18 protein-coding genes and 2 pseudogenes are annotated in these 22,631 nt (G+C 61.1%); 9 read left to right on the top strand and 11 right to left on the bottom strand.

Translation table 11 applies throughout. The features are described 5' to 3' along the window. Positions 1-84 precede the first annotated feature (84 nt). Positions 85-402, top strand: a complete 318-nt coding sequence (locus AC1DLB_RS04645; RefSeq protein ID WP_026286632.1) for a DUF2388 domain-containing protein — start codon at positions 85-87, stop codon at positions 400-402. Positions 403-437: 35 nt separating this feature from the next. Here AC1DLB_RS04645 and AC1DLB_RS04640 read toward each other — a convergent pair whose 3' ends face one another. Continuing rightward, positions 438-1,385: a pyridoxal-phosphate dependent enzyme gene (locus AC1DLB_RS04640; RefSeq protein WP_138867440.1), complete on the bottom strand. Its 948-nt coding sequence runs from the start codon at positions 1,383-1,385 to the stop codon at positions 438-440. Between the two features lie 167 nt (positions 1,386-1,552). Between AC1DLB_RS04640 and AC1DLB_RS04635 the strand changes: the two genes are divergently transcribed. Next, positions 1,553-2,212 (top strand): methyltransferase family protein, encoded by a 660-nt coding sequence (locus AC1DLB_RS04635; RefSeq protein ID WP_096480294.1) that lies wholly within the window; start codon positions 1,553-1,555, stop codon positions 2,210-2,212. A gap of 25 nt (positions 2,213-2,237) precedes the next feature. On the opposite strand, the gene AC1DLB_RS04630 is transcribed toward AC1DLB_RS04635, so the two are convergent. Beyond that, entirely contained in the window at positions 2,238-2,906 is a 669-nt protein-coding gene (locus AC1DLB_RS04630) for an HAD-IA family hydrolase (RefSeq protein ID WP_305409079.1), read from the bottom strand. Between the two features lie 58 nt (positions 2,907-2,964). Then, on the bottom strand, positions 2,965-3,372 hold the full coding sequence (locus AC1DLB_RS04625; RefSeq protein WP_305409080.1) for a response regulator: 408 nt from the start codon (positions 3,370-3,372) through the stop codon (positions 2,965-2,967). A gap of 202 nt (positions 3,373-3,574) precedes the next feature. On the opposite strand from AC1DLB_RS04625, the gene AC1DLB_RS04620 reads away from it, so the two are divergent. Further along, positions 3,575-4,513, top strand: a complete 939-nt coding sequence (locus AC1DLB_RS04620) for a class I SAM-dependent methyltransferase (protein ID WP_428636265.1) — start codon at positions 3,575-3,577, stop codon at positions 4,511-4,513. Positions 4,514-4,528: 15 nt separating this feature from the next. Here AC1DLB_RS04620 and AC1DLB_RS04615 read toward each other — a convergent pair whose 3' ends face one another. Beyond that, on the bottom strand, positions 4,529-5,302 hold the full coding sequence (locus AC1DLB_RS04615) for a helix-turn-helix transcriptional regulator (RefSeq protein WP_477784665.1): 774 nt from the start codon (positions 5,300-5,302) through the stop codon (positions 4,529-4,531). A gap of 111 nt (positions 5,303-5,413) precedes the next feature. Between AC1DLB_RS04615 and AC1DLB_RS04610 the strand changes: the two genes are divergently transcribed. Beyond that, positions 5,414-6,517, top strand: coding sequence for a polyamine ABC transporter substrate-binding protein (locus AC1DLB_RS04610; RefSeq protein ID WP_064617584.1), 1,104 nt, complete (start codon positions 5,414-5,416; stop codon positions 6,515-6,517). A 205-nt stretch (positions 6,518-6,722) separates the two neighbouring features. After that, positions 6,723-7,844, top strand: a complete 1,122-nt coding sequence (locus AC1DLB_RS04605) for a DmpA family aminopeptidase (protein WP_064617582.1) — start codon at positions 6,723-6,725, stop codon at positions 7,842-7,844. A gap of 186 nt (positions 7,845-8,030) precedes the next feature. On the opposite strand, the gene AC1DLB_RS04600 is transcribed toward AC1DLB_RS04605, so the two are convergent. Then, a complete protein-coding gene (locus AC1DLB_RS04600) occupies positions 8,031-8,684 on the bottom strand; it encodes an NAD(P)H-dependent oxidoreductase (RefSeq protein ID WP_064617580.1) in 654 nt (217 codons plus the stop codon). Between the two features lie 100 nt (positions 8,685-8,784). On the opposite strand from AC1DLB_RS04600, the gene AC1DLB_RS04595 reads away from it, so the two are divergent. Further along, entirely contained in the window at positions 8,785-9,417 is a 633-nt protein-coding gene (locus AC1DLB_RS04595) for a TetR/AcrR family transcriptional regulator (protein WP_477743191.1), read from the top strand. A gap of 113 nt (positions 9,418-9,530) precedes the next feature. Next, positions 9,531-11,294, top strand: a complete 1,764-nt coding sequence (locus tag AC1DLB_RS04590; protein WP_018928963.1) for an L-lactate permease — start codon at positions 9,531-9,533, stop codon at positions 11,292-11,294. Positions 11,295-11,322: 28 nt separating this feature from the next. Here AC1DLB_RS04590 and AC1DLB_RS04585 read toward each other — a convergent pair whose 3' ends face one another. The 3 genes and pseudogenes from AC1DLB_RS04585 to AC1DLB_RS04575 all read right to left on the bottom strand — a co-directional run. Continuing rightward, positions 11,323-12,708: an efflux transporter outer membrane subunit gene (locus tag AC1DLB_RS04585; RefSeq protein ID WP_086945607.1), complete on the bottom strand. Its 1,386-nt coding sequence runs from the start codon at positions 12,706-12,708 to the stop codon at positions 11,323-11,325. Then, positions 12,705-15,526, bottom strand: a pseudogene (locus AC1DLB_RS04580) (efflux RND transporter permease subunit). Before AC1DLB_RS04580 ends, AC1DLB_RS04585 begins: the two are co-directional and overlap by 4 nt. A 160-nt stretch (positions 15,527-15,686) precedes the next feature. Further along, positions 15,687-16,376 (bottom strand): annotated as a pseudogene (locus AC1DLB_RS04575) (efflux RND transporter periplasmic adaptor subunit); the annotation flags it as partial. Positions 16,377-16,489: 113 nt separating this feature from the next. Here AC1DLB_RS04575 and baeS point away from each other — a divergent pair. Then, on the top strand, positions 16,490-17,908 hold the full coding sequence (gene baeS, locus AC1DLB_RS04570; RefSeq protein WP_477743194.1) for a sensor histidine kinase efflux regulator BaeS: 1,419 nt from the start codon (positions 16,490-16,492) through the stop codon (positions 17,906-17,908). 3 nt (positions 17,909-17,911) lie between these two features. Further along, positions 17,912-18,595, top strand: a complete 684-nt coding sequence (locus AC1DLB_RS04565; protein ID WP_477784664.1) for a response regulator — start codon at positions 17,912-17,914, stop codon at positions 18,593-18,595. Positions 18,596-18,669: 74 nt separating this feature from the next. Here the strand turns inward: AC1DLB_RS04565 and AC1DLB_RS04560 are convergent, their stop codons facing one another. The 3 genes from AC1DLB_RS04560 to AC1DLB_RS04550 form a co-directional block, all read right to left on the bottom strand. Then, entirely contained in the window at positions 18,670-20,796 is a 2,127-nt protein-coding gene (locus AC1DLB_RS04560) for a TonB-dependent siderophore receptor (protein ID WP_477743196.1), read from the bottom strand. 91 nt (positions 20,797-20,887) lie between these two features. After that, positions 20,888-21,337: a hypothetical protein gene (locus AC1DLB_RS04555; protein WP_258614447.1), complete on the bottom strand. Its 450-nt coding sequence runs from the start codon at positions 21,335-21,337 to the stop codon at positions 20,888-20,890. Between the two features lie 107 nt (positions 21,338-21,444). Beyond that, positions 21,445-22,631: sensor histidine kinase (locus tag AC1DLB_RS04550; RefSeq protein ID WP_477784663.1), on the bottom strand; the 1,187-nt coding region annotated here is incomplete at its 5' end.

The following is a 22,631-nucleotide window of genomic DNA, read 5'->3' as shown; positions in this document are numbered from 1 at the left end:
ATCGACAGGGAACTCCTGACCACCGCCGGGCATCCTAAATTATGTGTTACTTCTTTTACGCTTCACGCTTCGGAGGACGCCGTCATGCGCCGTCTGTTTTTAGTATCTTCACTCGTGCTTTGCTTGCCCTTTGGCTCAGCCATGGCCCGTGTGGATGCGGGCGATGTCGCCACCTCAGCCGGGGTATCCGCATCGCTGTACTCAACGTTCAAGGATCACAAAATGGTCATTCCCGCCCGGGATGACGCCTCCAGTTTTGTCGCCAGCGGCGGTACGATCCGTGGCGTTTACCTGGAGTCGGTATTGAAGGAAATTCGCCAGAATCATCCCGACCTGAAGGCCAGCGATGAAGACCTGGCCAGAGCGATCCTCGTTCAAGAAGGTGTTCCAGCCGGTCAATAAAGTCTGAAACGTAAGCGGTAGGGCTAGTGACAGCCCTACCTTGCTTCAACGCTGTGTTTTTCGACCCCGGCAGACAGGCGTGCCCAGCCGGCGACCAACTGCGCGCTGATGCTGACGCCGCCGCACACCACAATCACCACGTCATGGGCCTCGGCAATCGCCGGATGGTCGAGGTACGCCACCGCCAATGAAACGCCACACGCCGGTTCGACCAACTGGCGCAGGTCGTTGGCGTAACGAACCACGCCCATGATCGCCTCATCATCGCTGAGCACCACGCATTCATGCGGGAAATCAAGGATGTGCTGCACCGGCCAGGCGGCCACTTGCGCGGCGCCGAGTGACGTGGCAACGGTGTCGATGCGCGGCAGTCTGACCGGGTGCCCGGCAGCGATGGCGGCAGCGAACGACGCCGCCCCTTGGGTTTCGCACGCAACGATCCGACAATCCATGCGCTGATGACGGATCAGGCCGGTGAGCAGGCCCGCCAGCAAACCGCCGCCCCCCACGGATGTCACCAACGCATCGACCTGAGGGCAGTCCTCGAGGATTTCATCGACCATGGTGCTGTGTCCTTCCCACAGCACCGGGTGATCGAAAGCCGGTACGTATTCGGTGTCTGCGCCTTGCGCGAGTTCTTTCGCCCGTTGATTGGCCTCGTCCCAGACCTTGCCATGGACAATCACCTCGGCACCGGTTTTCCTGATCCTGGCGCGGGTGGTTTCCGGGGTCGTGTTCGGCACCACGATGCAGGCTTTCAGCCCAAGGTTGGCGGCGGCCACCGCTGTGGCCAAACCGGCATTGCCACCGGAAGGGCAGACGACTTTGCGCTTGCCCTGCTCTGCCGCCTGGCTGCACAACAGGCCCATGCCGCGCAGTTTGAACGAGCCGCTGGGTTGCAGGTTTTCCAGCTTGAGCCAGATTCGCCGGGTCGGAGTCGACAGACCCGGATGCAGAATCAGGGGCGTTCTGATGTGAAGCATCGTGTGCTCCTTGTGACAGCACCGGCGCGTTGAGATCTTTCAACGGGCTGGAAGCGAACGGACAGGCTCATCCTTATCCAAGCTTAGTTCACCCTGCTCGACGACTACCGCTCTGATAACGGGCTGCCCCTCTACACTGGTGATATGCCCTTTTTGCGAGATCAGTTATGAAAATCTCAGCCAAACTCGCGTTTTTCGCCCTCGTCAGCACCCTTGCCTACCTGGCTCTCGCGGTGTTCGGGCTGGGCGGGTTGGCGGCGTTTTTCTCGCATCCACCGCTGGTGGTCATTGCGCTTGCGACCCTGGTGATGGCGATCGTGTCGTTGTTCAGTGAGGGCAATTTGAGCACTGGCGAACGTGAAGACCGGGCCAATCGCTGGGTGCTGCCGGTTTTCGGGGTGCTCGGGTTGTTGAGCGGGTATCTGCCGGCCTACACCGACCGGATCGACTTCTGGACCTTCGGTGGCGAGGGCGTGCGTTGGCTGGGTGCGCTGCTGTTCATTGGCGGCGGCGCGTTGCGGATGTGGCCGGTGTTTGTACTGGGCAAGCGCTTCAGCGGATTAGTGGCGATTCAGCCAGGACACCGCCTGGTCACCGACGGAATTTATCGGAATGTGCGCAACCCCAGCTACCTGGGGCTGCTGATCAATGGCGTGGGCTGGGCGCTGGCCTTTCGTTCCGGTGTCGGGTTGCTGCTGGTGGCGCTGATGTTGATACCGCTGATCGCCCGCATTCGCTCTGAAGAAGCGCTGTTACGCACGCAGTTCGGCAGCGAATACGACGCTTATTGCGCCCGTAGCTGGCGATTGATTCCGGGGATCTACTGAACTGACCACATCAGGGCCGTGTCGATTACAAAAAGTGTAAACGGATCAGGTTATTGGCATCCACATGACTCGTGACCGAGTCATAACTGGCCAGTGTGGCGTGCCGGGTCTGAAGGGGATGAACGTGGGTCGCGGTGATGACCATGATGTTGGCACCCGCCGCCTCGCCTGCGCGAATTCCGACGTCAGCGTCTTCGAAGATCAGGCACTCGGCTGGGTCCACCTGCAGTCGACGAGCCGCCAGCCGATAGCCCGCTGGGTCGGGCTTGCCGGCGCTGACGTCTTCGGCGGTAACCATCACGCCCGGTTCGGGAATACCGGCCGCGGCCATTCGGCGCAACGCCAGCGCCCGCGGCGCAGAGGTGACGATGGCCCATTGGTGGGCGGGCAGCGACTTGAGGAAATTGGCCGCGCCGGACACCTCGACAATCCCCTCCACATCATCGATTTCCGCCTCGGTGATCCACGCCGCTTCAGCTTCGACATCTACCCCTGGCAACGCCAGGCGATTGATGGTGTCGATGGCGCGAACGCCATGGATGGTCGGCAAGAAAGTTTCGACATCGACGCCGTGGCGCACGGCCCAGGTTGTCCAGATCCGCTCGGCGGCGGCGATGGAGTTGAGGACGGTGCCGTCCATATCGAACAGCAAGCCACGGTATGACCTGTTGAGCCGGGATGTTTTGACAGACAAAGGGCGACTTCCTTTTGCAAGAGCCAGGCAAATGTTGTCAGCTAATGTACACCAGCTCTTACAGACCTCGGGTCGACTGCAAGGCGCGTTGCACACAATCGAGCAACTGCCCCACCGCCCAGGGTTTCTTGATGAACGAAACCGGATGCTTGACCCCGGAGCTTTTCGGAGTTTCGAAGCCAGACATGATCATGATCGGTTTGTCTGGCCAACGGTCGCCAAACTGATTGGCCAGGTCCGCGCCATTGAGTTTGCCCGGCATGGTGATGTCCGTCAGCAATAACCTCACCTGCGGGGCGTGCTGTTCCAGAAACTGCGATGCGGCGTCCGCGCTGATCTGTGGTTCAACCGCAAAGCCTTCCTCCTGAAGAATTTCGCAAAGAAACTCCAGGATCAACGGGTCGTCCTCAACCACAAGAATCAATCCGCCAGACAAGCGCGCGCCCGCCGTTGATGCTGGACTCATGACTGTACTACTCCCTGATTGCGCAAATAGTTTCGCAGGCTCAAATCCGCCACCTACAGGTATGAACAGCGGACCTCGCGAAAAATTCATTTTTGATACACCTATCCAGGGCATTCTCCGTTCCAGGCCGCTAAACATGACCGTTTGTCCGCGCATAATTGTGGTTAAAATGCCGCCCTTTCCACATGACCGACCCTGCCCGATGAATCCAGACGCCCTCTCCATCCTCCACGACCATTTGCTCACAGCGCTTGCGGCAGCACCTGCAGAAACCCGTCGGCTGTTCCACGGCCGTGGCCGCTGCTGGCCGGGGCTGGAGCAATTGACCGTCGACTGGCTCCAGGGCGTGGTGCTGGTCTGTGTGTTCAAGGAGCCGCTAGCGTCGCAACTGGACGATTTGAAGCATCGACTGATGGCGATCACACAGGCGCCTGCGTGGAAAACCTCCGGCGCACATACCTTGCTCCTGCAACATCGCTATCTGCAGGAAAGCACCACCGAATGGCTGCTCGGGGAGCCGATCGAGGAAATGACGATCACCGAGGGCGGCCTGCAGTATCGCGTGGATCTGGGCCGCAAACAGAACACCGGCCTGTTTCTCGATATGCGCTACGGCCGCGATTGGGTACGGGCCAATGCTGACGGCAAGCGGGTGCTGAACCTGTTTGCCTATACCTGCGGGTTTTCAGTGGCCGCCATCGCGGGAGGCGCTACGCATGTGGTCAACCTGGACATGTCCCGCGCGGCCCTGAGCCGTGGTCGCGACAATCACCGGCTCAACGGCCATGACTTGAGCAAGGTGAGCTTTCTCGGCCACGACCTGTTCAAGTCCTGGGGCAAAGTGATCAATAGCGGCCCTTATGATCTGGTGATCATCGACCCACCGTCCTTTCAGAAAGGCAGTTTTCTGCTGACCAAGGATTATCAGCGCGTGCTGCGCCGTCTCCCGGAACTGCTCAGCCCCCAGGGCACGGTTTTGGCCTGCATGAACGACCCGGCTTTTGGCGCGGACTTCCTCATCGACGGCGTCACTCGCGAAGCACCGAGCCTACGGTTTGAGCAACGGTTGGAGAATCCGCCGGAGTTTCCCGATGCCGATGTTGAGTGTGGGTTGAAGGCGTTGGTGTTCAGGCAGGGGTAATTGAAGATCCAAAGGTCAACGCGGCTGCAACRCCAGCGCAAACAACTCGCCATGCCCGTTAACGTTGAGCTTGTGGTAAAGATTGCGCCGATGCACCTTCACCGTTTCCGGGGAAATACCCAGTTGCTGGGCGATGGCTTTGCTGGAAAAGCCCTGGAGGATCAACCGCGCCGTCTCGACTTCGCGCCCCGACAAACGTGCGTCGAAGCGGTCCAGCAGGGTCGCCAGATCGCCGGCCACGGCCTCGGCGGTCGGCCCTTCCGGGGGCAGCAGTTGCAGGTGACGGCGCATGGCCGCCAGCACCCAATCGCGCACGCACAGCAGACGGCCCTGTTCCTCAAGGGTGAACGCCGTCGTGCGCCCCAAGGATAAACCGAGCACCGCTCCGTCAACGTTGACCATGAACTGCAATTCGTCGCTGCCCACCACCGAGCGAAAGTAGCTCAGGTAATACTCGCTCTGCTGAAACTGGTCGGGGGCCACCGACGCCAGGCTGTGCAAGCCATCGGCAATACCAGCGCACGCGGCCTGATAAAACGGATCGAGCAAATACATACCGGCGCTGTAGTCCGCCAATTCCTCATGCTCGTCGGCGCCGCCCTTGGAATCGAAATCGATCAGTAGTCGCGGCACCCGCCCTGACCGCATCACCGCGACCAACGCGTTATCCAGTGGTACCAGTAGCCGCAAGGTGTCCACCAGCGCTCGCCAGAAACCTTCCTGCCCCAATGTGCCAAACACCCGCGCCAGTCCCTGGTGCATCGGCAATTCTTTGAGCAACGCGTCCACGCCCTACCCCTTTTGAGTAACCCATGATGGGAATGGGTGAGTACCTCGCCTGCCGATACGCTGCAAGCACCTGATCATCACCGGCCTGCAGCAGGCCAGGAGTGCCGCATCATGAGTTGTCACCGTTCGCATATCAACCTGGGACTGAGCGCCTGCTTGTGCGCTTCGCTGTCGGCAGTCGCCGCCGACAACCCCACCGTGCACGTCTACAACTGGTACGACTACATCGGCCCCACCACCTTGCAGGACTTCAAGCGCGACACGGGGATCCAGCCGGTTTACGACACCTTCGACAGCGCCGAAGTCCTGGAAGGCAAACTGCTGACCAGCCGCAGCGGTTATGACGTGGTGGTGGCCAGCAACTTCAGCCTGCCGACGCTGATCAAGGCCGGTGCGCTGGCGCCACTGCCTCGCGCGCAAATGCCCGGCTTCAAAAACATGGACACCGACCTGTTGGCGAAACTGGCCAACAACGATCCGGGTAACCAGTACGCTGTGCCGTATCTGTGGGGTACGAACGGTATCGGCTACAACGTCGACAAGGTCCGTGCCGCGCTGGGCGACAAGGCGCCAGTGAACTCCTGGGAACTGGTGTTCAACGAAGCGAACCTGGCCAAGCTTGGCGACTGCGGCGTAGCCATGCTCGACTCGCCTTCGGAGATGCTGCCGGTCGCGCTGCATTACCTGGGCCTGCCGCCCAACAGCACCGACCCCGAGGACTACAAGAAAGTCCAGGCGCTGCTGCTCAAATTGCGCCCGCACATCGCCTACTTCAACTCCTCCAAATTCATCAGCGACCTGGCCAACGGCAACATCTGCGTGGCGGTGGGCTGGTCTGGCGCGATTCTGGAAGCCAAGGCCAACGCCGAACAGGCGGGTAATGGCGTGAAGATCGCCTACAGCCTGCCGAAAGAAGGTGCGCCGGTGTGGTTCGACACCTTGGTACTGCTCAAGGACGCCCCGCATCCGCAGCAAGGCGTGGCGTTCATCGACTACTTGATGCGCCCCGACGTCATCGCGCCGGTCAGCGACCACCTGTCCTACCCCAACGGCAACCGTAGCGCGACCAGCCTGGTGACCGAGGCGACCCGCAACAACCCTGCTGTTTACCCACCGGCCGAGGCCATGGACAAGCTGTTCACCCTGGAACCCTTGCCGAAGGCGACCGAGCGCGTACGCACGCGCGTCTGGAGCATGGTGAAGAACGGCCAGTAAACCTCGCGATCCAAGCCGCAACGCATTTTTAACCAGAACTCGCGGTGCGTCAGGCCGACCGCGTCAGCCGGATTCACGACGGCTTCGCCGCCGAACGCAGCCTCGCAGGCTCGACAGCTGCTACGGCCGAACGCGGCGTTCGGCGGCTGCTACTGGAACGGTCGATAAGCCCCATTTTTTGAACGAATTGAAGATGAGAGAAATAATGAAACCACGTGCCCGCAACCTGAACATTCAGTTTGGCCAACTGCAACCCGGCCCCCTCAATGCCATCACCGATGTGCCCGGCGTACGGGTCGGTCACAGCAATGTGCGAGGACAAACCGCTGACGGCCGCGACATTCACACCGGCGTCACCCTGATCGAGCCCCGTGCCGGCTCCACCAATCAACAGCCGTGCTTCGCCGGCGTCCATGTGCTCAACGGCAATGGCGATGCCACGGGGCTGGAGTGGATTCGTGAGGCCGGCCTGCTGACCAGCCCGATCGCCTTCACCAACACCCACAGCCTGGGCGTGGTGCGTGATGCGCTGATTGCGCTGGATCGTCAGGACCAGCCCGACGACGGGCGTCTTTACTGGAACATGCCGGTGGTGCTGGAAACATTCGACGGTTTGCTCAGCGACATCAACGGCTTTCATGTACGTCCTGAACATGTAGCCGAAGCGTTGCGTACAGCGGTCGGCGGCCCGGTCATCGAAGGCGCCGTGGGCGGCGGCAGCGGGATGATCTGTCATGAATTCAAGGGCGGGATCGGCACCGCATCGCGGCGGCTGAATGCAGCGCAGGGAGGCTGGACCGTCGGTGCGATCGTCCAGGCCAACCACGGCATTCGCAACGAGTTGCGCGTCGATGGTTACCCGGTGGGACGTTATATGGAACAGGCCGATTCGCCTTTCCTCAAAGCTTCCCTGCCTCATCCGGGCATGGGCTCGATCGTCGTCTGCCTGGCCACCGATGCGCCTCTTCTGCCGCACCAATGCACCCGACTCGCGCAACGCGCCAGCCTCGGCCTGGCTCGCACCGGCGGCGGCAACGAAGACCACAGCGGCGACATCTTCGTGGCCTTCGCCACCGGTAATCAACACGTGCCGCCGGCCGCTTATCAAGGCAAAGGCGCACCCACCTGCGACCACCTGAGCATGGTCAACAACGACCACATCAGCGAACTGTTCCTCGCCGCTACCGAAGCCGTGGAAGAAGCGATCATCAATGCCCTGCTGGCTGCCAATACCACCGAAGGCAACGGTCATACAGTGCCCGGTCTGGACGCCGACACCTTGCTCAAGGCGTTGCGCCGGGCTGGTTGGCCAGGGGCAGCAGACTAATGGTACTTGAGTGCTAAACCACGGCTTCCTACGATAGTGGTACGCAGCGGTTGGAGGTTTAAGCCGTTGCGTAAGTGGTGGGTGAACTGAACCCCAATAAGCCCACCCCTTGTTTCATGCGCATCTTGAGCCTCTCGGCTCTACTTCCTCCCCATCAAAGAGCTTTGAGGCTCTTTTTTTTGCCTGTCAAAAAGCCTCGGCGCTGACCGCTCGGCAACGCTGAACATCCTGCTCCGCGTCGCAGCGTCCGGAGGCAGCGAAAAGCTCACGACCGATCGCGCGCGCAGCCTGCAGATGAACCGTCGGTTCCTGGATTTCCGATTCGAGCAGCAACTCGGACGTCACCACGCAAGCACCGCAATAATCGAAGATCCCATGGTCGATCTGCGTCTTCATGGCGTCGGCATAACCGTGGCGCGCATAGGTTCCTGCGTCGGCACCGCCAACACCCACCAGATGAACCCGCAGATGGCGAAGCTTCTTCTCCAACCTGGCATCCGCCGCGAAATCGAACGCCCAGCCATTGGCGAACACACGGTCGATCCAGCCTTTGAGCAGCGCCGGCATCGACCACCAATAAACCGGATAAACCAGCACCAGTGCATCGGCGCGATCGATTCGCGCCTGCTCGGCGGCCACATCGGCGGGCGGCGGTGCTTCACGGTGATGGACGGCGAGATCGGCCGCGCCGAATCTCGGATCGAACCCTTGCGCCCAGAGGTCCGCAATTTCGAAAGAGTGGTCGGCATCCGCCTCGGATACTCCTTCAGCGACGTGTCTCGCGAGGCTATGGGTAAGCGATTGGGGGTCATGGTGAGCCACAACGATGAGCGCGTGCATAACAAAATCTCCTGCTACGGAATGAGTGATTGAGGGTGAAAGACGAGCCTTATATACTCTTGGTAAGTTACGCTCAGCAAGCTACTTTTGGTATATAGCCATGTCAAGCACCGAAACACCCGAGCAAGATTCCAATCCGCAACCGCGCCGGCGGATGTCGCGGGAGGAGCGCCTGCGCCAGTTGCTGGATGTCGCCTGGCAACTCGTTCGAGAGGAAGGTACGGACGCGTTGACGCTTGGCCGGCTCGCCGAACAGGCGGGGGTCACAAAACCGGTGGTTTACGATCACTTCACCACCCGCCCCGGGTTGCTGGCGGTGCTCTATCAGGAGTTCGACGCACGTCAGACCGCGCTCATGGATACCGCGCTTGAAGCCAGTGAACCGACACTGGCCAGCAAGGCAATGGTCATCGCCTCGTCTTATGTCGACTGCGTTCTGCTTCAGGGCCGCGAGATCCCGGGTGTGATCGCGGCGCTGACGAGCTCGCCCGAGCTGGAAAAGATCAAGCGCGAGTACGAAGCGATCTTCATGGGCAAGTGCCGCAACGCCCTGCTCCCCTTCGCCGGCACCGGTGATATCGCGCCAGCGAGTCTTCGGGCGATGCTCGGTGCCGCCGAGGCGCTGTCCCATGCCGCCGCGACCGGAGAAATCACCGCGGAGCAGGCACAGGACGAACTCTTCGAAACGATCGTGGCGATGGTCGAAAGGAGCGCACGCTTCAGGAGGGTCTAGAAACCTAACGCGCATCGTAGGGCTGGCAAGCACCCGCCAGGACAGCAGCGTATTGCCACCTATACTCAAGCCACCTTCCCCGCGCTACCCACAATAAAAAGCAGAGGTGGAAAATGGTCTGGCAGCAAATCTACGACCCCTTCGGTAACCCGGTGCTATCAACCCTCATGGCGGCGACGCCGGTGGTGGTGATGCTGGTTTCCCTGGCGTTTTTCCACATCAAGGCGCATCTGGCGGCGTTGTTGGCCCTGGGTTCGGCCTTGCTGATCGCGATTTTCGCCTTCGGCATGCCCGCGAACATGGCGGGCTCGGCCGCACTGTTCGGCGCCGCCAACGGTCTGTTGCCGATTGGCTGGATCGTGCTCAACATTATTTTCCTGCATCGGCTGACCACCGAGAACGGCTCGTTCAAAGTGCTGCAAGACTCCCTGGCGCGCATCACCGACGACCGACGTCTGCAATTGCTGCTGATTGCCTTCTGCTTCGGTGCCTTCTTCGAAGGGGCCGCCGGTTTCGGCACTCCCGTGGCGGTAACCGGGGCCATTTTGATCGGGCTGGGTTTCTCACCCCTGGCCGCGTCTGGCCTGGCGTTGATTGCCAATACCGCGCCCGTGGCGTTCGGTGCTCTGGGCACGCCCGTCATCACCCTGGCCAAAGTGACCGGGCTGGATGAAATGGAGCTGTCGATGATGGTCGGTCGGCAGTTGCCGTTCTTCTCGGTGATCGTGCCGTTCTGGCTGATCTGGGCCTTCGCCGGATGGCGCAAGATGCTGGAAATCTGGCCGCCGATTCTGGTTGCCGGCGTCAGCTTCGCCATACCGCAATTCCTCGTCTCCAACTACCACGGGCCAATGCTGGTGGACGTCATCGCGGCACTGATTTCCATGGCCTGCCTGACTGGTTTCCTCAGGGTCTGGAAACCAGCCACGGTGCATACCTCGGCCGCCCTGTCAGGGCGAGTCGACAACTCCAAAATAGCCCAGGAGCATGACCAGAAACCCGTCGCCAGCGCGACCTTTGCCAGCGATGCAAAACCCGCGGTTATGCGCGCCTGGATGCCGTGGATCATCCTCACGGTGTTCGTTTTCGCCTGGGGCACCCAGGGCTTCAAAAACTTGTTCGATACCCGCCCGGCCATGGATCCGCAAACCCACTCGGCCAAGCTTGATCCGCAGGGCAAACCGATGCGCGAGGCCAACCCGATCTTTGCCCCGAGCGTGACCTTCACCACGATTCATCAACAGATCGAGAAGGTCCCGCCGGTGGTGCCCGCACCGAAAGCCGAGGACGCGATCTACAAGTTCACCTGGTTCACCAGCACCGGTAGCGGCATCTTGCTCGCGGCGATCCTCGGCGGGCTGCTGATGGGGTACTCAATCCCGCAACTGCTGCACCATTACCTGCGAACGCTGTGGGTAGTGCGCTATTCGCTCACCACCATTGTGGCGATGCTCGCCCTGGGTTTTCTCACCCGCTATTCGGGCCTCGACGCCACCATGGGCCTGGCCTTCGCCGCAACGGGCATTTTCTACCCGATGTTCGGCACCCTGCTCGGCTGGCTCGGCGTGGCCCTGACCGGCTCGGACACGGCCTCCAACGTGCTGTTCGGCGGCTTGCAACGGGTGACCTCCGAGCAACTGGGCCTGAGCCCGGTGCTGATGGCCGCCGCGAACAGTTCTGGCGGGGTCATGGGCAAGATGGTCGACGCCCAGTCGATCGTGGTCGCGTCCACCGCCACCCGCTGGTACGGCCATGAAGGGGAAATCCTGCGCTACGTGTTTTTCCACTCCGTGGTGCTGGCGATTCTGGTCGGCGGGCTGGTGACGTTGCAGGCGTATGTGGCGCCGTTTAGCCATATGGTGGTGGGCGGGCACTGATCCAGGGGGGCGGGCCTGATCGCGAACATTAATTCCAGCCGCCCCCCATTACCTTGTACAACGTCACCCGGTTGCTCTGCTCGGCCAGACGCAGGGTGATCAGGTCCTGTTGGGCGCTGTACAACGAACGCTGGGCGTCCAGCGCTTCGAGGTAGCTTTGCGAGCCGCCGCGATAGAGCGCGTCGGCCAGTTCAAAGCTTTTACGGCTGGCGTCGGTCAAGGCTTGCTGGGCCGTCAGACGTTGGTCCAGGGTGCTGCGCACCGCCAGGGCATCGGCCACTTCTTTGAAGGCGGTCTGCAAGGTTTGCTGGTAGGTCTGCACCTGAATTTCACGCTCGACCTTGGCCGCATCCAGTGTCGCGCGATTGCTGCCGGCATCGAAGATCGGCAGGCTGACGCTCGGGGCGAAGGTCCAGGCGCCGCTGCCGGACTTGAACAGGCCGGACAAGGCCGAACTTGCAGAACCGGCATTGGCGGTCAGGCTGATGCTCGGAAAGAACGCCGCCCGCGCCGCGCCGATATCCATGTTGGCCGACTTGAGGGTGTGTTCGGCGGCCAGCACATCCGGGCGCCGTTGTAACAGACTGGACGGTAACTCATCCGGCACCTGCACCAGCAGCGCGACCGATTGCAAACTCGCACCGGGAAGCAGCTCATCGGGAACATCACTGCCGACCAGCAAGCGCAAGGCATTGCGGTCCTGGAGAATCTGACTGGCGTAGACCGCCACATCGCCTCGGGCCGACTCCACAGTGGTTTGCGCCTGGGCCAGGGCCAAGCCGGAAGAGCCACCCAAGGCATGGCTGCGTTGGGTCAGTTCGTAGGTTGCCTGTTGGCTGCGCAGGGTTTCCTGGGCCAGTTGCAAACGCTCGTTGTCCGCCGCCAGCGTCAGCCAGGCCGTGGCCACTTCAGCCACCAGGCTGATCTGGGTGCTACGCCGGGTTTCGGTCAGCGCCAGATAGTCTTCCAGCGCTTCGTCCTGAAGGTTCTGTACCCGCCCGAACACATCCAGTTCATAACTGCTCAGCCCCAGTTGCGCACTGTACTCATGACTGGTGCTCGCCGTGCCGCTGCTGGACGTGCGGCTATGTGTGCCGCTGACTCCTGCATCGATGGTGGGAAACGCCGCCGCCCGTTGAATGCGATATTGAGCCTGGGCCTTTTCGATGTTCAGGCTGGCCAGACGCAAATCACGGTTGTTGGTCAGCGCCAGGGTCTGTAAGCGCGCCAGGCGACTGTCGGTAAAAAACTGCTGCCAGTGAATATCCGCCGCCGAATCGCCTGAGGCCACGCTGGTCGACGGCAACCATTGCCCGGCGACCGGCGCTTCGGGGCGCTGATACTGCGGCGCCAGATTGACACAACCACTGAGCAACACCAGAGCAGCCAACAAGGGCCAATGAAACTTGATCATGCATCACCTTTCTGCGCGGTTGGGTTGGCGGTTGTTGCGGTGGATACGCGACCGAAACGACGACGGATCAGCACGAAAAACAGCGGCACAAAGAAGATCCCCAGCACGGTGGCGCTGAACATGCCCCCCAGCACGCCAGTGCCGATGGCCTGGCGCCCGGCAGAACCGGCGCCGGAGCTCAATGCCAGTGGCAACACGCCGAACATGAAGGCCAAAGACGTCATCAGGATCGGTCGCAGGCGTTGGCGCACGGCAGTCAGTGTCGCGTCCCGCAGGCTGTTGCCCTGCTCTTGCAGGTGCTTGGCAAACTCAACGATCAGAATCGCGTTCTTCGCCGCCAGTCCCACCGTGGTCAACAGCCCGACCTGGAAGTACACGTCGTTGCTCAAACCACTGAAGCGGGTCGCCAGCACCGCGCCGACCACCCCCAGCGGCACCACCAGCATTACCGAAAACGGCACCGACCAACTCTCGTACAACGCCGCCAGGCAGAGGAACACAAACAACACCGAGATCCCGTACAGCAGCGGCGCCTGGGAGCCGGACACGCGCAGTTGATATGACTGCCCGGTCCACTCGTAGCCGATGCCTTCGGGCAGTTGTTTGATGATCGCTTCCACCGCATYCATCGCAACCCCGGAGCTCACCCCCGGTGCCGGATCACCGACCACCTCCAGCGAGGCGTTGCCGTTGTAGCGTTCCAGCAACGGCGAGCCATAGCTCCACGCGCTGCTGGCGAACGAGGAAAACGGCACCATCTCACCTTTGCTGTTGCGCACGAACCAGTGCTCCAGGTCGGCCGCCTGCATCCGCGCCGACGCCTCGCCCTGCACGTAGACCTTCTTCACCCGCCCCTGGTTGAGGAAGTCGTTGACGTAAGTGCCGCCCAACGCGGTGGACAAGGTGCTGTTGATGTCACTGGTGCTCAGGCTCAAGGCGCCGGCCTTGCGATCGTCGATGCTGACTTTGAGCTGCGGTGTATCGTCCAGGCCATTGCTGCGTACTCCCAGCAGCCGCGGGTCTTTCTTCGCCAACTCGATGAACTGCTCCCGCGCGGCGACCAGGGCGTCATGCCCCAGCCCGCCAAGGTCTTTGAGTTGCAGGTCGAAACCCGAACTTTGCCCCAGGCCACGTACAGYGGGCGGCTGCATGACAAACACGTTGGCATCGCTAATGCTCGCCAACGCCAGGGTTGCACGTTGGGCAATAGAAGCCGCGTCCTGCCCTTTCCCTGAACGCTCGCTCCAGTCCTTGAGTTTGATGAAAGCCCGGCCGGTATTCTGGCTGTTGCCACCCATGCCCAAACCGCTGATGCTGATCAGCGCCTCGACTTCCGATTGTTCGAGCATGTAGCTCTCGAACTGCTTCATGACGGCCTGAGTACGGCTATCGGTGGCGCCCACCGGCAATTGGATCTGCGCCATGAGGATGCCTTGGTCTTCGTCCGGTAAGAACGAAGTCGGCAGGCTGGCATAACCAGCGCCCATCGCCAGCAAAATCACCCCGTACACCAGCAGGCTCCGACGCCCACGCTGCAGAATGCCGCCGACCCATTGTTGATAGCGCAAGGCGCTGCGTTCGAAGCTGCGGTTGAACCAGCCGAAGAAGCCGCTTTGCGCACCATGGCCCTGGGCATCGGACGGCTTGAGCAAGGTCGCACACAAGGCCGGTGTCAGGGTCATCGCCACCAACACCGACAGGAGCATGGCCGAGACGATGGTCACCGAAAACTGCCGATAGATAATCCCGGTGGAACCGCCAAAAAATGCCATGGGAATAAACACGGCGCTGAGCACCAGAGCGATGCCGATCAGCGCGCTGGTGATTTCCGCCATGGACTGGCGAGTCGCCGCCAGCGCCGAAAGTCCCTTCTCACTCATCACCCGCTCGACGTTCTCCACCACCACGATGGCATCGTCCACCAGCAGTCCGATAGCCAGGACCATGGCGAACATGGTCAGGGTATTGATTGAATAGCCGAACAGCGCGAGCACGCCGAAGGTGCCCAGCAATACCACCGGCACGGTGATCGCCGGGATCAGCGTGGCCCGCAGATTCTGCAGGAACAGGAACATGATCAGCACCACCAGCACGATCGCTTCGCCCAGAGACTTGACCACCTCTTCGATGGACAGGCTGACAAAGGGGGTCGTGTCGTAAGCGATCACGTTCTTGAGCTGCATTTGCGCAGGGTAGAAAGGCTCCAGTTCCTTAAGTTTGGCCTTCACCGCTTCACCCACGCTCAGGGCATTGGCCCCGGCGGCGAGCTGCACGCCCATGGCGGCAGCGGGTTTGCCGTTGAGGGCAGAACTCACGTCGTAGCTTTCACTGCCCAATTCGACCCGCGCCACATCGCCCAACAGCACCACGGCTCCATTGCTGGTGGACTTGACCACCACGTTGCGAAACTCTTCGGCGGTTTGCAGCTTGCTGCGGGCACTGATAGTGGCGTTCAACTGTTGCCCGGCCACCGCTGGCAAGGCACCGAGCTGGCCGGCGGACACCTCGGTGTTTTGTGCTTCCAGGTGCCGGCGGCAAAGGTCAGGCTGATGCTGGCGCTGCCCGCCGAACTGCTGGAGGCCGACATGTAGGTCAGGTTATCCAGCCCTTTCATCTGCTGTTCGATGACCTGCGTCACCGAGTTTTCCACGGTCTCGGCCGAGGCGCCGGTGTAGGTGGCGGAGATCCGTACCGTTGGCGGCGCGATGTCCGGGTACTGTTCCAGCGGCAGTTGGCTGATCGACAAGGCGCCGGCGAGCATGATGACAATGGCGATGACCCAGGCAAAAATCGGTCGATCGATAAAGAACCGCGCCATGCTCAACCCTCCTGCGCAATGGCAGTCGGCGCCGATTGCCGCGTGCGGCTGCGAGTGCCCGGGTTTTGCGCCAGCACCGGGGCGCCGACCCGGACTTTCTGCCCGCCCTCGACAATCACCTGGTCACCCGCCGTCAGGCCCGAGGTGACCCACCATTGGTTCGCTTGAGGCGCAACAGCTCAGTGGTCGATTGCGTGATATCCACGTAGATCGGGTCCAGTTGCTGCACCGTGGTCAGTGCGCTGTCCTGATTGGCCACCACCAATGCGCCAGGGGTGACCGTCGAAGTTTCGATACGCCCGCTGACGGGCGAGCTGATGCGGGTATAGGCCAGGTTGATGCGCGCGGTATCCACGCCGGCCTGGGCCACTTGCAGTTCAGCCTCGGCGGTCAGCAGACTGGCCTGGGCATCCTCGTTGTCCTGCTGGCTGATGGCATCGATCTTCGCCAACTGGGCATCACGCCTGGCTGTGGCCTGGGCCGACTTCAACGTGGCGCGAGCTTTGGCGAGGGTCGCCTGTGCTTCAGCCAATGCAGCCTTGTATGAGGACGCGTCCAGCTGATACAGCGCCTGTCCGGCCTTGACCTCGGCACCTTCGACAAACAGCCGCTGCTGGACGATACCGCCGACCTGCGGGCGAATCTCGGCGATCATGAACGCCTGAGTGCGCCCGGCCAGCTCCGTGGTCAGCGCCTGGCTTTGAGGTTGCACCGTGATCACTGACACTTTGGCCGGTTCGACCACGGGCGCGGATGCGCCGGGGGAGCAACCGCTCAACACCACCAGAATGATCAAGGACAGTAAAACCGCGGCGGTTACCAGGGATTTGGCGAAAATTTTGGTCGACATAAATGCCTCTGCAAGACGGGGTGGCTGAAGCCAGACGCCATACTGCGAGGCAAATGTGCAGGAAAATTGAAGATTGCCTGCCGCCCTTGAATCTTCGTCGCGCCAGGGCCTAAATGGACGGGCCATTCACCGACCTGCCCGAGCCCATGAAACTGAGTATCTCCACCAAACTGTTTATCGCGGTACTGGCCAGTGTGCTGTTTGTCATCCTGAGCATGGGGCTGGCCAACGGCTGGAGCTTCGGCAAAGGCTTTCTCGATTACCTCAACGAACAGGCTCTGTTGCGCATGACCCCAGTGCTGCCGCGCCTGGCCAGCGCCTATGAGCGCGAAGGCAGTTGGGAATTTCTGCGCAACCAGCCGGATCGCTGGTTCGAACTCATGCGACCGGAGCCGGGCGTAGACTTCACCAACCCGCAGCAGCCGACCCTGCCCACGTCTGACCTGACCGGCGCGGTGTTTCGCATCGCTCTGTTGGACCAGCAAAAGCAGTTGGTCATGGGCTACTCGGCGATTGCCGACGACGCCCTGATGCGCCCGATCGAGGTGGCCGGTAAAACCGTCGGCTGGCTGGCGGTAACGCCGTTCCAGAACGTGACCGAAGCCGGCGGTGAACGCTTTCGCCTGTACCTGTTGCGCACCAGTCTGGCCGTGGGCGTGTTCTCGTTGCTGCTGGCAATGCTGATCGCCTGGTGGATCGCCCGCACTTTGCTTGACCCCGTCAAGCGAGTAGCCGCCGCCACGCATCGATTGGCCGCAGGCGAGTACAGCAACCGGGTGGCGGTGTCCTCCAATGACGAAGTCGGTCAGTTGGCCCGCGACTTCAATCAACTTGCGTATACGCTGGAGCGCAACGAAAAAATGCGCCGGGAGTTCATGGCCGATGTGTCCCATGAACTGCGCACCCCGCTGTCGGTGTTGCGAGGTGAACTGGAAGCGATCGAAGACGGTGTGCGCACCCTCGATCAGTCGTCGATGAAATCGCTGCAAGGCGAAGTCGGCATGCTCAGCAAACTGGTGGATGACCTGTATGAACTGTCCCTGGCCGATGTGGGCGCGCTGACCTACCGTAAAAGCGAATGCGATCTCAACGATCTGCTGCAAAGTTGCGTGGCGATGTTCCAGGAGCGCTGCAACGCCCGGCACTTGCGCTTGGAGCTGGAACTACCGACAGCGCCGCCAAGGGTGGAAGCCGACCCCAAGCGCTTGCAGCAACTGTTCGGCAATCTGCTGGAAAACGCCGTGCGCTATACCGATGAAGGCGGTGTGCTGCGTATTCGTGCGGCCAGCGATGGCGACGACGTACGCATCGATTTCCTTGATTCCGGCCCCGGGGTCGATGCGGATCAGTTACCGCGGCTGTTCGAGCGCTTCTACCGCGGCGAAACCTCACGCAACCGCGCCAGCGGTGGCGCCGGTCTGGGGCTAGCGATCTGTCACAGCATCGCCCTCGCTCACGGCGGCAGCCTCAGTGCCGATCATTCCCCGTTGGGTGGCCTTTGGCTGACCCTGCGCCTGCCACGGAATGCCTGAACCATGGTCAACGACAACTCGATCCTGATCGTCGAAGACGAGCCCAAGCTGGCCGCGTTGATGCGTGACTACCTGATCGCCGCTGGGTATGCGACCCAATGCCTGGACAACGGGCTGGAGGTGGTACCGGCGGTCCGTGCCCGCGAGCCACGGCTGATCCTGCTCGACCTGATGCTGCCTGGACGCGATGGCCTGCAAGTGTGCAAGGAACTGCGCAGCTTCAGTGCCGTACCGATCATCATGATCACCGCCCGCGTCGAGGAAGTGGATCGCCTGCTCGGACTGGACCTGGGCGCCGACGACTACATCTGCAAACCCTTCAGCCCGCGTGAAGTGGTAGCCAGGGTCAAAGCCATCCTGCGACGCAGCCCTCAGCTTTTGACGTCTGCACCACCGCGTCTACAGATTGACGAAGAACAGTACCTGGCCTCCCTCGACGGCATAACGCTGGACCTGACACCACTGGAATTGCGCCTGCTAAGCACCCTCGCCCGCTCGCCGGGACGGGTGTTTTCCCGGGATCAGTTGCTCGACCGGATCTACTCCGATCACCGGGTGGTCACCGACCGCACGGTCGACAGCCATATCCGCAATCTGYGGCGCAAGCTCGAACAAGCCTGCCCGGGGGAGCATCCGATTGAATCGTTGTATGGGGTGGGTTATCGGTTTCAGCTCGCCGACGCCTGAAGCGTCGTCGAGTTGRAGGAAGGCTACCGCCCCGTTCCACGGGCAGAACGGGGCGGCACATCAAGACAGTGCGATCAGAACGTCACGCTGGCGCTGAGGCGTGCCGTGCGCGGCTCGCCGACATTGACCGCCAGTTGGCTGCCGGTGGAGGACGGGTAGTACTGTTTGTCGAACAGGTTGTCGACGTTGAACTGCAGCGACGTCTTGTACCCGAACATCGGCGCCTCCCAGCGCACGAAGGCATCGGCGACGGTGTAGCTGCTCAGCCAGAAATCGTTGGCATTGTTGGCCGCACGCTCGCCGACATAACGCGCACCGCCGCCTGCATGCCAGGCCCCGAACTCCGTAGGCACATTCAGGTGATGGGTAAGGTACAGGCTTGCGGTGTGCTTCGGCGCATCGGCGAGGCGGTGACCTTCGTCATCCGGATCGTCGAGGATTTCCGTGTGAGTGTAAGCGTAGGTGCCGATCAGGTCCCAGCGCTCGGCCACACGCCCGGTGATGTCCAGTTCCAGACCCTGTGAGCCGACTTTGCCCGCCGCCTCCGAGAGGCTGACGCCACCGACCGTCTGGGTGGTCACGACGTTTTTCTTCTCGATGTCGAACAGCGCCAGGTTGATGTTCAGCCCCGGCAGCGGATCGTACTTGGCGCCGACCTCATAACTGCGGCCCTCCTCCGGATCGAAGGTATGGCCGGCATCGTCGACTTGGGTATTGGGCTTGAACGAACGACTGTAGTTACCGTACAGCGACAAGCTATCGGTGGCTTTGTAGACCAGCCCCAGGAACGGCACGAAGGCATCGCCGTTATCGTCGCGGTTGACCTTGTAGCTGCTGCCGCGGCCCTGATCGCTGTACTGATCGAAATGCTGCTGGCGACCGCCGAGAACCAGGATCCAGCGGTCATCAAGGTGCCAGTTATCCTTGAAGTACACGGAGCTGGAGTTCAACTGGTTGCTCAGGTCACTTTGGCTGGCACTGACAAGGCTCGGCTCGGCCAGACGACCATAAACCGGCGAGGTGATGTCGAAGCCTGACTGCGCGGTATTACGGTAGGTTTTGCCACGGAATTGGTCGGACGCTTCGGTGTCCGCGCCGATCAGCAAGTCATGGCGCTGGCCGAACAGTTCCTGCTGGCCGATGAAATCCCAGCTGGCGTAACGGGTTTCATCGTCGTAGTGAGCGCCGTTGGCAGCACGTCGCAGGTTGTTGCCGGTCAACGAACTCGGCTGGGCAATCGAGAGGCTGTAGCGGTCGTTGTTCCAGCCGTAGGTAACGCGGGTTTTCCAGTCGTCACTCAGCTGATACTCGAAACGCGCGGTGGCCAATTCACGGATACCGACGCTTTTGGCCCATTTTTCGTCGAGGCGCTTGTCGTAGTCGATGTCCGCCGGATGACCATTGGTGAACACCGTGCCACGGTCGAAGGGTTTGGAGTAATCGTTGTATTCGTAGCTGAGGGTCAGGCTGGCTCGTTCGCCCGTCCAGGTCAGCGACGGTGCAACCAGGGTGCTTTCATTCACGCCGTAGTTGCGCCAGTAATCCTCGTGGCCGCGTTCGGCAATCAGGCGATAGGCCAGGCCGGTATCGCCCAGCGGCCCGGTGGTGTCCACGGCCATGGTGCCGCCGCCTTCGCTGTAGGCCGAGCCACTCAGGGTCGTGCTCTGGGTGTATTCAGGCTTCTTGCTGATCACGTTGATCAACCCGCCGGGTTCCAGCGCGCCGTACAGCATCGACGCAGGCCCTTTGAGCACTTCGATGCGATCCGTCGTGGCGCTGAAGTTTTTCCCCAGGTTGGAACGCACGCCATCGCGCAGGATCGAGCCGTCATCGTTGGTGCCGAAACCGCGCTTGACCAACGAGTCCCGGGAACCGCCCAGGGTGTTGCCCTGGCTGACGCCGCTGACGAACTTCATCGCGTCGTCCAGCGAGCGCACCTGATAGTCGGCCAGGGTTTGCCGGGTTACGACATTGACCGATTGCGCCTCCTCCTTGATCGGCACATCGCTTTTGCTTGCGGTGCTGGCTTGAGAGGTGGTGTAGCTGGTGTCTTGACTGACGCGGCTCGCCTGAATATCCGTGGTCGGCAGTTCAATCAGTTCCTGTGCCCACAAAGGACCGGCGAACATCACGCAGGACAGTGTCGGCAGCGCGTGTTTGATGAAAACCTTGCGGCGGGCAAAGAGGTGGGGATGGCTCAAGACGTTGCACTCAATGAGTTAGTAGTAATGATTCTCATTGTATGGTGCGATGTATTTCCAGTAAACACCTTCGCGGTTATTAACTAACGAGTTATTGCTCTGCCACATAGATGATGGTTTGCGCGCTGTCTGCTGTCGCGGGCGGACGGGTGAAATAAGTGTCGCCGTCATCCGTGAGGATCTCGTATTGCACCTTGCCGGCGATACGGCTCGATACAGCGGCATGCTTGATGATCTTCAGCACCCGCTGAAATTTCACGCTTTGGGTGCCGTTCTGGGCAGGCCCGGTGAGCACATTGACCGTTTGAAACCAGCCATCATTTTTTTTGTTCGATACCAGGGTGCTGGTCAACGCCTCAAAACGCTCCAGTCGGGTAAAGCCCCAGAGCGTCTGCTCCTCGACCGTTTTGCCCTGCGCGGTAGAACCCGTAAACACAAACAGATTGATGGCCGGATTGTCTTCACAAAAGAAGTCATAGGGCACCAGCCCGTCGACCATTTTCTTGCCGGAAACGAAGCCCTTTTTATGAACCAGAAACATGCCCACCTCCACACTGAAACATCAGCAAACGCTGCGTAAGTTTGAGCGGGAAGTCTACTGAGGCGAGGCGTACAGAGCCGTCAAGCCAATGTAATATCGTGTAAAGATCACGCCTGACGGGGCAAGCTGATTTCCACGGTCAGCCCAGCGGACGGCTCGTTGCGCGCCACAATCGTGCCGCCATGCATTTCCACGGCCCTTGAGGCGATCGCCAGGCCCAGGCCGAAACCGGCACTGGCCTCGCTCAAGCCACGCTCGAACGGGTAGAAAATGCTCAGCAGCCTCTCGTTTTCAACACCCGCCCCCTGATCGGTAATCCGCACCKTCAGGCAGTCTGCTTCGAGATTGACCTCAGCCGACACAACAACCGCCGTCATCGGTCTGGTATGGCGCACCGCGTTGCGAATGACGTTCTCGAAACACCGATACAGCAACTCGCCGCTGACCCGACTGACAAAGGCCGGGCACGCCTGCAGACTGACCCGGCAACCTTTCATTCCCGCCTCGAATTGAGCGTCCTCGACGATCACCGCCAGCAACTCGATGATGTCGAGTGGCTCGCGGTCGATACTCTCGGGCCGGCCCTGCATGCGCGCCAGGGTCAACAACGCCTCGATCAACGTATCCATTCGCACCGATTCGCGCTGGATGCGCTCCACCATTTCCTGGCGGGCCGGTTCTTGCTGCAACAGCCCGATGGCAGCTTGCATGCGCGTCAACGGTGAGCGAAGTTCGTGAGAGATGTCATGCAACAGGTGTTGCTGGGCCTCCACCAGCAGTTTCAGCTGGTTGGCCATTCGGTCACAGTCCCCGGCCAGATCGACGATTTCATCGCGGCGCCCGCCCATCATCGGTTTGACCCGGGTTTCGAAGCGCCCCTTGGCCACATCGCTCATCGCCCGCCTGAGATAGGCCAACGGCCACGCCAGGTAATACGCCATATACCCGCTGAACAGCGCACTCATCACCGTGCCGATGATCAGCGGGATCGAACGCCCCGGCCCTTGCTCACCTTCTTTGCCAAGGGGCTGTGAGGATCTGAGCGAGAGGGCCAGACCGTCCTTGCTGATGACCGTTCGCTCAAACGCTGGCCGCGGAACCGGCGACCCAGCCAGCAGTTGACCGGCACTGTCATAGACACCAATGGTTTCGTCACCGGGGTGCCGCCACACTGTCAGCAATTGCCTTCCCGACTCGACGCCGAATTGTCGCAGCAGCTGTTCCTCGCTGGCCAGGATGGCCTCCAAATGAGGATCGCCAGGCCCGTGATTACCCAGTACCAGAATGCCCACCC

The organism is Pseudomonas sp. 05N434 (genome assembly GCF_056396965.1).
This window is presented reverse-complemented; position numbering and strand designations above follow the sequence as displayed.

Bases quoted from the DNA above. Each gene is read 5' to 3' on its own strand.
- AC1DLB_RS04645 (WP_026286632.1), top strand. From the start codon at position 85: ATGCGCCGTCTGTTTTTAGTATCTTCACTCGTGCTTTGCTTGCCCTTT.
- AC1DLB_RS04640 (WP_138867440.1), bottom strand. From the start codon at position 1,385: ATGCTTCACATCAGAACGCCCCTGATTCTGCATCCGGGTCTGTCGACT.
- AC1DLB_RS04635 (WP_096480294.1), top strand. From the start codon at position 1,553: ATGAAAATCTCAGCCAAACTCGCGTTTTTCGCCCTCGTCAGCACCCTT.
- AC1DLB_RS04625 (WP_305409080.1), bottom strand. From the start codon at position 3,372: ATGAGTCCAGCATCAACGGCGGGCGCGCGCTTGTCTGGCGGATTGATT.
- AC1DLB_RS04620 (WP_428636265.1), top strand. From the start codon at position 3,575: ATGAATCCAGACGCCCTCTCCATCCTCCACGACCATTTGCTCACAGCG.
- AC1DLB_RS04610 (WP_064617584.1), top strand. From the start codon at position 5,414: ATGAGTTGTCACCGTTCGCATATCAACCTGGGACTGAGCGCCTGCTTG.
- AC1DLB_RS04605 (WP_064617582.1), top strand. From the start codon at position 6,723: ATGAAACCACGTGCCCGCAACCTGAACATTCAGTTTGGCCAACTGCAA.
- AC1DLB_RS04600 (WP_064617580.1), bottom strand. From the start codon at position 8,684: ATGCACGCGCTCATCGTTGTGGCTCACCATGACCCCCAATCGCTTACC.
- AC1DLB_RS04595 (WP_477743191.1), top strand. From the start codon at position 8,785: ATGTCAAGCACCGAAACACCCGAGCAAGATTCCAATCCGCAACCGCGC.
- AC1DLB_RS04590 (WP_018928963.1), top strand. From the start codon at position 9,531: ATGGTCTGGCAGCAAATCTACGACCCCTTCGGTAACCCGGTGCTATCA.
- AC1DLB_RS04585 (WP_086945607.1), bottom strand. From the start codon at position 12,708: ATGATCAAGTTTCATTGGCCCTTGTTGGCTGCTCTGGTGTTGCTCAGT.
- baeS (WP_477743194.1), top strand. From the start codon at position 16,490: ATGGACGGGCCATTCACCGACCTGCCCGAGCCCATGAAACTGAGTATC.
- AC1DLB_RS04555 (WP_258614447.1), bottom strand. From the start codon at position 21,337: ATGTTTCTGGTTCATAAAAAGGGCTTCGTTTCCGGCAAGAAAATGGTC.